Annotated in this window: 10 protein-coding genes; 4 read left to right on the top strand and 6 right to left on the bottom strand. The window is 70.7% G+C overall.

The window, feature by feature from the left end; all coding sequences use genetic code 11:
- The 4 genes from RCG67_RS14545 to RCG67_RS14530 all read right to left on the bottom strand — a co-directional run.
- The coding region (locus RCG67_RS14545) for an aldehyde dehydrogenase family protein (RefSeq protein WP_368827288.1) at window positions 1-1,183 on the bottom strand (1,183 nt) is incomplete at its 3' end.
- Window positions 1,184-1,394: 211 nt separating this feature from the next.
- A complete protein-coding gene (locus RCG67_RS14540; RefSeq protein WP_368827287.1) occupies window positions 1,395-2,468 on the bottom strand; it encodes a threonine aldolase family protein in 1,074 nt (357 codons plus the stop codon).
- Complete coding sequence (locus tag RCG67_RS14535) at window positions 2,469-3,146, bottom strand: SDR family NAD(P)-dependent oxidoreductase (protein ID WP_368827286.1); 678 nt, start codon at window positions 3,144-3,146, stop codon at window positions 2,469-2,471.
- Window positions 3,147-3,149: 3 nt separating this feature from the next.
- Window positions 3,150-4,580 (bottom strand): DUF6421 family protein, encoded by a 1,431-nt coding sequence (locus RCG67_RS14530; protein WP_368827284.1) that lies wholly within the window; start codon window positions 4,578-4,580, stop codon window positions 3,150-3,152.
- Window positions 4,581-4,704: 124 nt separating this feature from the next.
- Here RCG67_RS14530 and RCG67_RS14525 point away from each other — a divergent pair, with 124 nt between their 5' ends.
- Window positions 4,705-5,160 (top strand): Lrp/AsnC family transcriptional regulator, encoded by a 456-nt coding sequence (locus RCG67_RS14525; RefSeq protein WP_058875124.1) that lies wholly within the window; start codon window positions 4,705-4,707, stop codon window positions 5,158-5,160.
- Between the two features lie 126 nt (window positions 5,161-5,286).
- Here RCG67_RS14525 and RCG67_RS14520 read toward each other — a convergent pair whose 3' ends face one another.
- Window positions 5,287-6,189, bottom strand: coding sequence for a fumarylacetoacetate hydrolase family protein (locus RCG67_RS14520; protein WP_368827282.1), 903 nt, complete (start codon window positions 6,187-6,189; stop codon window positions 5,287-5,289).
- A gap of 265 nt (window positions 6,190-6,454) precedes the next feature.
- Between RCG67_RS14520 and RCG67_RS14515 the strand changes: the two genes are divergently transcribed.
- Window positions 6,455-7,786 carry an LLM class flavin-dependent oxidoreductase gene (locus RCG67_RS14515; RefSeq protein ID WP_368827281.1) on the top strand — a complete coding sequence of 444 codons (1,332 nt, stop codon included), beginning with the start codon at window positions 6,455-6,457 and terminating at the stop codon, window positions 7,784-7,786.
- 112 nt (window positions 7,787-7,898) lie between these two features.
- Window positions 7,899-9,485 carry an FAD-binding oxidoreductase gene (locus tag RCG67_RS14510; protein WP_368827280.1) on the top strand — a complete coding sequence of 529 codons (1,587 nt, stop codon included), beginning with the start codon at window positions 7,899-7,901 and terminating at the stop codon, window positions 9,483-9,485.
- A 28-nt stretch (window positions 9,486-9,513) separates the two neighbouring features.
- Here RCG67_RS14510 and RCG67_RS14505 read toward each other — a convergent pair whose 3' ends face one another.
- Window positions 9,514-10,203: a GntR family transcriptional regulator gene (locus RCG67_RS14505; RefSeq protein WP_368827278.1), complete on the bottom strand. Its 690-nt coding sequence runs from the start codon at window positions 10,201-10,203 to the stop codon at window positions 9,514-9,516.
- Window positions 10,204-10,411: 208 nt separating this feature from the next.
- On the opposite strand from RCG67_RS14505, the gene RCG67_RS14500 reads away from it, so the two are divergent.
- Window positions 10,412-11,893: a 4-hydroxyphenylacetate 3-hydroxylase N-terminal domain-containing protein gene (locus tag RCG67_RS14500; RefSeq protein ID WP_368827276.1), complete on the top strand. Its 1,482-nt coding sequence runs from the start codon at window positions 10,412-10,414 to the stop codon at window positions 11,891-11,893.
- Window positions 11,894-11,921 lie beyond the last annotated feature (28 nt).

Genomic DNA, 11,921 nt, shown 5'->3' with positions numbered 1-11,921 from the left:
GCGCCTCGTCGTCGTCGGCCACCCGGTAGACCACCGCGACGGGGCCGAAGAGCTCCTGGTGGTGGGCGGCCGTGCCCGGGGTGACGCCGGTGAGCACGGCCGGGGCCAGGTAGGCCCCGGGACCCTCGGCGAGGGTCCCGCCGGTGTGCAGGGTGGCCCCGGCCTCGACGGCCTCGCGGAGCCGGCCGGCCAGGTGCTCGGCGGCGGCGCGGGAGGCCATCGGGGCGTAGGTGCCGTCGGCCTCGACGGCGGGGTCGCCGGGCACCAGCGCGGCGGCCAGGCGGGTCAGCTCGGCCACGAACTCGTCGAAGATCCCGGCGGTGACGATCATGCGCTTGTTGGAGTTGCAGGCCTGGCCGGTGTTGCCCATCCGGGTCGCGAAGGCCGCGCGGGCGGAGGCGGCGACGTCGTCGGTGTCGAGCACCACGTAGGGGTCGGACCCGCCCAGCTCCAGCACGGCCTTCTTCAGGTGCCGCCCGGCGAGCGACCCGACCGCCGCCCCGGCCCGCTCGGAGCCGGTCAGGGACACGCCCTGGACGCGGGGGTCGGCGATGACGTCCTCGATCTGGGCGTGGGAGGCGAAGAGGTTCGTGTACACCCCGGCGGGCACGCCGGCGTCGTCCATCAGCTGCTGGAGGGCCACGGCCGAGCGCGGGCAGGACTCGGCGTGCTTGAGCAGGATCGTGTTGCCCAGCACGAGATTGGGGGCGGCGAAGCGGGCCACCTGGTAGTACGGGTAGTTCCACGGCATGATCCCCAGCAGCACCCCGACCGGGCGCCGCTGGATCACGGCCCGCCCCGACCCGTGCGGGGTGGGCAGGGCCTGGTCGGCGGCGAGGGCCGGGCCGTGCTCGGCGAAGTAGCCGAAGATCTCGGCGCAGAACTGGGCCTCGTCCCGGGCCTCGGAGAGGGGCTTGCCCATCTCCTGGGTGGCGATGACGGCCAGCTCGTCGGCGCGCTCGGCGAACAGCTCTCCGACCCGGGCGGCGACGGCGGCCCGCTCCTCGATCGGACGGGAGCGCCAGTCGCGGAAGGCGGCGTCGGCGGCGGCGAGCGCCTCCTGGACCTCGGTGTCCGTGGCGGTGGGGACCTCGGTCACGAGCTGACCGGTGGCGGGGTCGATGCTGCGGTAGGCGGGCCGGTCGGTGCCGGCGCGGGCGCGCAGGGCGGAAGTGGCGGTCACGGTGGATCTCCTTCGGGCAGGGACGGGTGCGGGCGCGGGGTCGAGCAGGGACGGTCGCGGGCACGGGTGGGAAGCTCCTGGGGCGGAGCAGGGGAGAGCACGGGCTGCGGGTCCGCAGGCTCGCCGGACGGACGAGGGCGTGCTCGGCCGGCGGGGCAGGGAACTGCCTCCGCGGGCACGGTGTCGCGGAGCGGGCGGGCGCCCGCCGGGGTCAGCCGACCGGGGCGAGCTCGGACCGTAGAGCGGACAGGAACGCGTCGACGTCCTCCTCGGTGGTGTCGAAGCTGCACACCCAGCGGACCTCGCCCGTGGCGGGGTCCCAGTCGTAGAACCGGAACCGCCGGCGCAGCCGGTCCGCGAGGCCGGCGGGGAGGGTCGCGAAGACGGAGTTGACCTGGGTCTCCTGCGTGAAGGCGATGCCGCGCAGCGACCCGTCGGCGATGCCCGCCTCGATGCCGTCGCGCAGGCGCCGGGCCATCGCGTTCGCGTGGCCCGCGGTGCGCAGGTACAGGTCCCCGTCCAGGAGCGCGAGCAGCTGGGCGGAGACGAACCGCATCTTCGAGGCCAGCTGCATCTGGTTCTTCCGCAGGTAGACCAGGCCCTGGGACGCGGCCTCGTTCAGGACCACCAGGGCCTCGGCGCCCAGCGCCCCGTTCTTCGTGCCGCCCAGGGAGAGCACGTCGACGCCCACGTCGGTGGTGAAGGCGCGCAGGGGCAGCCCCAGGGCGGCCGCCGCGTTCGCGAGCCGGGCCCCGTCCAGGAAGACGGACATGCCGTGGGCGTGCGCACAGTCCGTGACGGCCCGGATCTCCTCCGGCGTGTAGAGGGTGCCGAGCTCGGTGGACTGGGTGAGGTAGACGACGAGCGGCTGGGCGCGGTGCTCGTCCCCCCAGCCCCAGGCCTCCGCCGCGATCAGCTCGGGCGTGAGCTTGCCGTTCCCCGTGGGGACGGGGAGGAGCTTGATGCCGGCGGACTTCTCGGGCGCACCGCCCTCGTCGACGTGGATGTGCGCCGTGTCCGCGCAGATCACCGCGCCCCAGCGCGGGAGCATCGACTGCAGCCCGACCACGTTGGCGCCCGTGCCGTTGAACATCGGCCACACCGAAGTGCCCTCGCCGAAGTGCTGCCCGATCACGTCCTGCAGCCGTGCCGTGTACTCGTCCTCGCCGTAGGCGATCTGGTGGCCGCCGTTGGCCTCGGCCAGCGCGTCCAGCACCTCCGGGTGGATCCCGGAGTAGTTGTCCGAGGCGAATCCCCGCAGCCGGTCGTCATGGATCTTCTTCATTCAGTTCCTCACCTGTTCCTGGATCTCGATGATCGAGTCGTTGAGCTCCGAGGCCTCTGCGGCCCACAGCCCGGCGTAGGCGGCCGCGAGGCGGTCCTCCAGGCCGGCCAGGGCCTTCACCCGGAAGATCACCGCGGCGGCGCGCAGCGGCTCACCGGCCTCGCGGGCGGCCTTCGCCCAGCCCTGCGCCACCGCCCGGGTCCACGCCTCGCTCGCGGCCTTCACGGCGGCGTAGTTGGCGCCGCCCGCCAGCGGGCGCTGGACCGCGGTCGAGGACACGATCGCCAGCCGGCCGGCCGGTGAGGCCCGCAGGTCGTCGTCGACGGCGCGGCTCAGGTGCCGCAGCGCGGTGAAGGAGGACTCCAGCGCGCGGTAGTCCTCCTCCGTCTGCCCGGCGAGCCCGCCGCCACCGCGCCAGCCGCCGACGAGGTGGAGCAGCCCGTCGAGCGACGAGCCGCGGTCGTGCAGCCGGACGAGGAGCTCGCGCACGGCGCGCTCGTCCGTGAGGTCCAGCGTCTCCGTGTCCGCCCCCAGTGCTGCGAGGGGCGCGAGCTTGTCTGGGTGGCGCCCCGTGGCGACGACGTGCGCCCCGGCCGAGGTCAGGGCACGCGTCGCCGCCAGGCCGGACGCACTGGTGGCGCCCGCGATCAGCACGGTGCGGCCGGTCAGGTCGGTCATCGCTCAGACGTCCGTGGCGCGGATGCCGGTGGTCGAGGCGATGACGCCCTTCAGCTTCTTGTCGAGCGACTCGAAGAACATCGACAGCGGGAACTCGTCGTCCAGCACCAGGTCCGTGTAGCCCTTGGGCGGGCCGGCCAGCACCTCGCGGGGGAGCCCCTCCGCCCACGTCGACGCGGGGTTCGGGGGCACGACGGAGGCGATCAGCTCGTACGCCTTCATCCAGTGCACGGTCTTCGGCCGGTCGATCGACTCCCAGTACAGCTGGTCGATCGCCTCGCCGAGCTCGACGACCGCGTCGGCGACCCGGTCCCAGTCGAAGCTGAGCTCGACGTCGCGCCACTGCAGGACGTGCTTGCGGTGGAGCCACGCGAACAGCAGCTGACCGCCCAGCCCGTCGTAGTTGCGCACCCGCGACCCGGTGAGGGCGAACCGGAAGATCCGGTCGAAGATCACCGCGTACTGCACGAGCTTCCCGTGCCGGCGGGTCTGCTCCTCGGTCCCGGTGAGCTCCTCGCCGGCCGCGCTGCGCGCCGTGAGCGCCCGCTCGATCGTGACCGACTCCCGGAACGCGGTCAGGTCGCAGCGCAGTTCCTCCAGGGAGTACAGGAAGAACGGCATCCGCTGCTTGATCATGAAGGGGTCGAACGGCAGGTCCCCGCGCATGTGCGTGCGGTCATGGATGATGTCCCACATCACGAACGTCTTCTCGGCGAGGTCCTGGTCGGCGAGCAGCGCCGCGGCGTCCTCGGGCAGGTCCAGCCTGGTGATGCCGGCGGCCGCGGTGACCACGCGGCGGTAGCGCGCCGCCTCGCGGTCCTGGAAGATCGCGCCCCAGGTGAAGGCCGGGATCTCCCGCACGGCGACCGTCTCGGGGAACAGCACCGCCGAGTTCGAGTCGTAGCCCGGGGTGAAGTCGATCAGCCGCAGGGACACGAACGCCTTGTTGCCGTAGTCCCCGGCCTCGAGCTCGGCGATGAACTCCGGCCAGATCGCCTCCACGAGCAGGGCCTCGACGTGCCGGTTCGCCGAGCCGTTCTGGGTGTACATCGGGAACACGACGAGGTGCCGGATGCCGTCGACGCGGTGGCGCTGCGGCTGGAACTCGACGAGGGAGTCGAGGAAGTCCGGCTCCCCGAAGCCGCCGTCCGCCCAGCGCGCGAAGTCACCGGGCAGCGCCGCCAGGTACGCCGCGTCGTGCGGGAACAGCGGGGCGAGCTCGGCGATCGACTCCACGATCACCCCGACCTGCTCGCGCGCCGCTGCGTGGTCGGCGGGATCGGGGATCGACCCGTCCTTGACCTGCAGGGCCTGCAGGGCGGTGGCCGCCGACCTCAGCCGGAGCCAGGCGGGGCTCGACTCCACGGTGCGGGCGTCCTCGACGACCTCAGGCTCGCCGATGATGGCCTGAACCGCCTGCAGAGACGTGGACATTGAAACCCTCCTGTCGTGAAGTCAACGGAAATTTTCCGGTGATGCCGGTCACACACAGGAATATTCACATGAGCGCAGGGGGGTGTCAACACCCTCGGCGCGCTCGGCTGATAGCGTTCGGCCCATGGACGACCCCATGGACGTGCGACTGGCCACCGAGGTCTCCCACGACCCGCGCGCCACCCTGGCCCAGCTGTCCGAACGCGTGGGCCTCTCGGTCTCGGCCGTGCAGGCGCGCCTGCGCAAGCTGGAGAGCAGCGGCGTGATCACCGGCTACCAGGCGATCCTCGACCCCGAGGCCATCGGCAAGCCGCTCGCGGCCTTCATCGAGCTCACCCCGCTCGATCCCCGCCAGCCCGACAACGCCCCCGAGCTCCTGCAGTCGATCACGGCGATCGAGGCCTGCCACTCGGTGGCCGGGGACGCCGCCTACATGCTGTTCGTCCGGGTCGCCTCGCCGAAGGCGCTCGAGGCGCTCGTCAACGAGGTGCGCCACGTGGCCTCCGTCAACACCCGCACCACCGTGGTGCTGCAGTCCTTCTACGAGCACCGGCCGATGCTCCCCGCCGCGGGGTCCTGACGCGGCAGGCGCGACCGCTGCGCGGGCGGACATGGCAGAGCGGCGGCCGTCCGGCTCCCGCGTCGTCGAAGGACGCCAGGGCCGGACGGCCGCCGCTCTGCTCGGGCCTGTCCGCGGCTCCCGGTCTCAGCCGGCGTGCGCCAGGGAGTCGGTGCCCTGTGCGGCCGGCTCCGCGGCGGACTCGTCCACCACGGTGTTGCGCAGCACGCCCAGGCCGGTCACCTCGACCTCGACCTCGTCGCCCGCGTTCAGCAGTCCGTCCTCACCCCAGAACAGGCCGACTCCGCCGGGGGTGCCCGTGACGACGACGTCGCCGGGGCGCAGGCGGGTGAACCCGGTGACGTAGCTGATCAGCGTGGGGATGTCGAAGTACAGGTCGGCGACCGAGGCGTGCTGGCGAACCTCGCCGTTGACGCGGGTCTCGAGCGTCAGCTCGCGGACGTCGCCCACGTCCGAGGCCGGGACCAGGTAGGGGCCGAACCCACCGGTGGCCGGGAAGTTCTTCCCGGGGATCCACTGGCTGGCGGCCTTCTGCCAGTCGCGCACCGAGAAGTCGTTGTAGTTGGCGTATCCGGCGACGTGGTCGAAGGCGTCCTCCGGGGCCACGTGCCACGCCTCCTTCCCGATCACCAGGGCCATCTCGCCCTCGTAGTCGAACTTCCCGGTGGAGGCGGGCTTGACCGCCGGCGCGAGGTGGCCCATCTGCGTGTCCGGGAACCGGGTGAAGACCGTCGGTGCCGTCTGGCCCGTCTTGCCGGACTCCTCCTGATGGGTCTGGTAGTTGACGCCGATGCAGATGATCTTCCCGGGCTCGATCAGGCAGGGCAGGAACGTGACGTCCTCCTCGGCGTGCGTGGGGGCGCCCTCGAGGTCGTCGAGGCTCAGACGCCCGAAGACGCCCTCAGCCACTGCCGCGTGGAGCGAGGGGGCCAGGGCCTTGCCGGAGGGGCCGAGGTCGTGCACGGCGCCTCGGGCGGCCACGCCCCAGGTGGCGCTGCCGTCCGGGGCCGAGAAGCTGACGTAGTTCACAGAGTTCTCCCATCGAGTCGGGTGGCTTGCGTCCTCGCACCGTCCTCGGGAAGGGCGTGGTGCCGCGCGGTGACGTGGGTCTCACGCTAACCAGGCCGGCGCATATTTGGCAAGCAGAAAATATTCTCAGCTCGATTGTGCGCGAAAGCTGGAAAAATGTCGTCCGGTGGGACATGCTGTGTGATGACGATCTCAGTAGCCCCGCGCCACTCCGTTCCCGCTCGACGCCGGGACGGGTTCGACTCTTTGGAAAGGACGAGCGCTGATGAGCACTTCCAAGCCGGCCCAGCACATGATTCTGACGACCTTCATGCTCCCTGCGGGGTACCACAAGGACAGCTGGCGCATGGACGGCAGCAGGGCGGAGGAGCTGGGCAACCTCGACTTCGTCCTCGAACTCACCCAGATGGCCGAGGCGGCGAAGCTGGACGCCGTCTTCTTCGGGGACGTGGTGCACGCCAACACGCTGTTGCGCGGGGACATCAAGATGAACGGCTTCTACGAGCCGGTCACGGTGCTGTCGGCGCTCGCCGCGCGGACGAAGCACATCGGTCTGGTGGGCACGATCTCCACCTCGTTCTCGGAGCCCTACAACGTGGCCCGGCAGCTCTGCGGCCTCGACCACATGTCGGGCGGACGTGCCGGCTGGAACATCGTGACCTCCTCCGACGGCTTCCAGAACTACGGGATCGAGGAGGCGCCGGATCCCGCGACCCGTTACCGCCGGGCCACCGAGTTCGTCGACGTGGTGCGACGCCTCTGGGACTCCTGGGACGACGGTGCGGTGATCGTGGACCGCGGCTCCGGGGAGTACCTCGACCGGCACCGCCTGCACCCGATCGACCACGAGGGCGAGTTCTTCCGCGTCCAGGGGCCGCTGAACATGCCCACCAGCCCGCAGCGGCACCCGGTGCTCGCGCAGGCAGGGTCTTCCGGCCCCGGCATGGACCTCGGCTCCTCGGTCGGCGACATGATCTACACCGCGCAGCCTGACAAGGGGCGCTCGATCGAGTTCTACGCCGCGTTCAAGCAGATGGCCAAGGACAAGGGGCGCAACCCGGACCACGTCAAGATCGTCCCGGGCATCCTGCCGATCATCGGTGACACCGAGGCGGAGGCCCGCGAGCTCGCCGACGAGCTGGGCCGCCACGTGCACCTGGAGAACGGACGGGCGCAGGTCGGTGCCGACCTGCGCATGGACCTGTCCGAGCTGGACTACGACGAGCGCATCCCGGCGGAGTGGTTCCGCGACGACGACGCCTACGGCAGCCGCTACAAGATCTACCGGACGAAGTCCGTGGAGATGGGGATGACCCTGCGCGAGCTGATCGTGGACCTCGCCCGTTCCACCGGCCACCAGTGGATGGCCGGGACTCCCTCCCAGGTCGCCGACCGGATGGTCGACTGGTTCGAGTCCAAGGCCTGTGACGGCTTCAACCTGAACTCGCCCTTCAATCCGGGCGGCTTCCGGCTGATCTGCGACAAGCTCGTCCCCGAGCTGCAGGACCGCGGGTACTTCCGTGCCGAGTACGAGGGCGCCACGTTCCGGGAGAACCTGGGCCTGCCCGAGGTCTCCACGTCGCTCCTGCCGGCCTGAGGGCTGCTGCCCGGCCGGTGCGGCGCAGCCGCACCACGCACCCGGACCCGCCCGATGCGGAGCCCGGCCGACGCGGTCCCGGCCCGTCCACCAAGCTGAGAGAGGTATGACAATGACTGAACTGTCCGTGGGGCGCGGCCTCGACGTCGAGACCGCGCGGGAGGACTTCCTGCGCCGGGCCGAGAGCATCGTCGGGGCCGAGCACGTGATCCGCCCGGAGGTCGAGGAGGGCTACCGCGACCCCTATCCGCTGCAGCCCGGCCGGTCGCCCTGGCCCGGGGTGCGCCCCGCGAACACCGCCGAGGTGCAGGCCCTGGTCCGGCTCGCCAACGAGACCGGAACCCCGCTGTGGACGTTCTCCTGCGGCAAGAACCTCGGGTACGGCGGACCGGAACCGCGGGACCGGAGCACGGTCGCCCTCGACCTGGGGCGCATGAACCGCATTCTCGAGGTGGACGACCGGCTGTGCTACGCCGTCATCGAGCCCGGGGTGACGTTCTTCGACCTGTTCGAGCACATCCAGGAGCGCGGACTGAAGGTCTGGCTCTCCGTCCCGGCGCTGGGCTGGGGCTCCGTCCTGGGCAACGCGCTCGACCGCGGCTACGGCATGACCCCGCTGGGGGACCACGCCAAGCAGATCTGCGGCATGGAGGTCGTGCTGCCGGACGGCGAACTCCTGCGGACCGGGATGGGCGCGATGGACGGGACCGATCTGGGACCGATCTTCCAGGGCGGCTTCGGGCCCACGCTCGACGGGTTGTTCACCCAGTCCAACCTGGGTGTCGTGACGAGCATCGGGCTCTGGCTGATGCCGTGGCCGGAGGTCTATGTCAACGGTGACGTCACCGTCGAGCGGGAGGAGGACCTGCCGAAGCTGATCGACGTCCTCACCCAGCTGCGGCGCGAGGACGTCATCCAGAACAACGCGCTGTGCGGGAACGTGGTGCGGGCGGTGACCATGAACGGCCCGCGGTCCCGGTGGTACCAGGGGGAGGGGTCCATCCCGCCCGAGCGCCTCGAGGAGATCCGCCAGGAGCTGGGCATCGGCCAGTGGAACGCGAAGTTCGGCATCTACGGGGACAAGGGCCTGGCCGAGCGCCGCCTGGAGATCATCCGGGAGCGGTTCGCGGACCTGGAGGGCTTCACGGTCAACGCACGGCTCTACGAAGGGCCCGAGGGGGCGCGCGTCGCCTACGCGGACATCGCCGACCAGGACCGCACCCAGATGGCCGGCGTGCCCACGCTCAAGCCCCTGGGCACGATCAACTACATGGCCGAGAACGGCGGGCACATCGATGCCGCCCCGATTCTGCCGGCCCGCGGGGAAGAGGTCTGGGACTTCTACCAGGAGGTCAAGGACCTGTACACCGAGCACGGCTTCGACCTGTACATCGGCTACCACCTGTACCCCCGGCACATGGTGCACGTCACCATGATCTACTTCGAGAACGACAACGAGGAGATGCTCGGCCGCGCCCGGGAGCTGTACGGCCGGCTGCTGGACGCCGCCCGTCGCCGCGGGTACGCGCCCTACCGCAGCCATGTGGACTACATGGACCGCATCGCCGAGGGGTTCGACTTCAACCACCATGCCGTCCGGCGCTTCCAGGAGCGGCTGAAGGACGCCGTGGATCCCGCCGGCATCCTGGCGCCGGGCAAGCAGGGGGTCTGGCCCGCGCGGTACCGCGACGTCGGCTGAGGCCGCCGGGCCTGCCGGCGGACGGTCCTCAGGCCGACGCCGGCAGGCCCACCTCCACGCCGAGCGTGGCGATCGCCTCCAGGGTGCCCCGGTAGTGGTCGGCCAGCAGGCTCGAGGCGGCATCCGCGTCGCGGGCCAGGGCGGCGTCGAGAATGGCCTGGTGCTCGGCGGAGAGGTCCCGCCCGGTCCAGTTCGTCGCAGAGGTCGCCCAGCAGTTGTAGAGCTGCGCCAGGTCGGACAGCGTGTTCGTCAGGTCGACCAGCGCCGGGATGCCGCAGGCGGCGAGCAGCTGGGCGTGGAACGCCTGGTGTGCGGCGGCCCACTCGGCGGTCAGCCGGTTGTCCTCGTCCCGGCTGGGTGTGCGCTCCATCGTGTGGTGCGCGGCCATGAGCTCGCCCTCCCACGCCAGGTCGCCGCGCTCGATGGCCAGGGTGACCCCGAACTGCTCGTTGACGCACCGCAGCTCGGTGATGTCCCGCAGCTCGTCCAGGGACAGGGTGGGCACGAAGAAGCCGCGGTTGGGGCGCAGGACCACCAGCCGCTCGCCCGCCAGGCGCGTGAGCGCCTCCCGGACGACCGTGGACGACGTGTTGAACTGCTCCGAGATCTGGTTCAGCTGCAGGCGGTCGCCCGGCGCCCACTGTCCGCTGAGCATGTTGATGCGCAGCTCGTCGCGGATGTGCTTGGAGAGCGTTTCTGCGTCTGTCCGTTTGGCCATGCGGTCAGTCTACGTTCTGCGTCGATCATGTACACCGTGTGCAAGAAACGATCAGCCAGCTCGATCTTCAGGTTTTGCATTCTGCCACTGGAACATCTCTGGTCAGCTTCTCGCGACTATTGCGTGCATCACAACCTCATCGTAGACTCGGGCGCAGAGAAAATATTTTGTAGATCAAAATGCACCAGAGCGAACCATGGGAGACGAGATGACTGCCAGGACTGGAGTCCAGTACAAGGCCGGCCTGAACGACGGCCGCGAGGTGTGGCTGGGCGACGAACAGATCGACATCACCACCCACCCCGCGCTGGCGCGGTCCATCGAGGGGATGGCGGGCTACTTCGACTACCAGCACGACCACGCCGAGGACGTCCTCATGCCGGCCCCGGGCGGGGGGCAGATGAACGTCTCCCACCTGCTGCCGCGCAGCGCGGAGGACATCGAGCGCCGGCACGTGGCCTTCGACCGTCTCGCCCGCTACTCCGTCGGCATGCTGGGACGCACCCCGGACTACGTGAACGTGGTGCTGGCCGGCCACGTCGCTCGTCGCGACATCTTCGAGCAGTACGGCGACCCCGTCTTCCACGACCGCCTGGCGGCCTACCAGCGCGAGGTCGTCGACGGCGACCTGGCGCTGACCCACACCATCGTGCACGCGGCCATCGACAAGTCGACCGGCGAGTTCGAGGGCGTCAACGAGGACCTGACCCTGCGCGTGGTCGACCGGACCGTCGACGGCCTCGTGGTGCGCGGCGCCAAGATGCTTGCGACCCTCGGCCCGATCGCCGACGAGCTCTACGTGTACCCCGCCACCCCGATCCGCCCGGGGGACGAGGCCCACGCCGTCTCCTTCGCGATCCCGGTCAGCACTCCCGGGGTGGTCTCGGTGTGCCGGGATCCCTACGTGGTCGACATGGAGGTCGTGGACCGGCCGTTCTCGGCCCGTTTCGACGAGCAGGACGCCGTCGTCATCTTCGAGGACGTCCTGGTGCCCTGGCACCGGGTCTTCATCGACGGCAACCTCGACGTCTACAACCGGCTCAACGGGGGCACCGCCACCGGCAACACCCAGCAGCAGACCGCCGTCCGGGCCTGCGTGAAGCTGGAGTTCGCCTACGACCTGTGCGTGCAGATGGCCAAGGCCACCGGCACGGACAGCAAGCCCGAGACGGCCGCGCTGCTGGGTGAGATCTACTCCTATCTGCGCATCGCCCGGGCCGTGGTCCACTCCGCCGAGGTGAAGTCCTCGGACTGGGGCGGGGGCGCCTGGTTCTGCCACGACGACATCTCGTCCCTGCGCACCATGATGCCGATCTGGATGGCGCGGGTGAACGACATCATCAAGACCCTGGGCTCGCACAACCTGCTGGCCACGCCGACCGCGGCGGCCTTCGACCACCCCCGGCTGGGGCCGCTGGTGGAGAAGTACCTGCCGGGAGCCCAGGGCATCTCCGCCCAGGAGCGGGCGCGGATCTTCCGCACCGCGTGGGACTTCGCCGGGTCCGCGCTGGGATCGCGCAACGAGCTGTACGAGCGCTTCTACCTCGGCTCGGTGGGGCGGGCCCGGGGGCTCGACCACCGCAAGGCCCAGGCCAAGGGGGAGACCGGTGCGTACCGCGCGCTGTTCGAGGAAGCCGGCATCCCCGAGGCCGGCGCAGCCGTGCCGCAGCCCGTCGCCGTCGCCAACTGAACCCAGCGGACCGGACCGGTGGGCCACG

Origin of the sequence: Kocuria cellulosilytica (assembly GCF_040981245.1) — a bacterium.
Classification (GTDB): Bacteria; Actinomycetota; Actinomycetes; order Actinomycetales; family Micrococcaceae; genus Kocuria; species Kocuria cellulosilytica.
The sequence above is the reverse complement of the archived record's forward strand: the minus strand, read 5'-3'. Positions and strand labels throughout refer to the sequence as shown.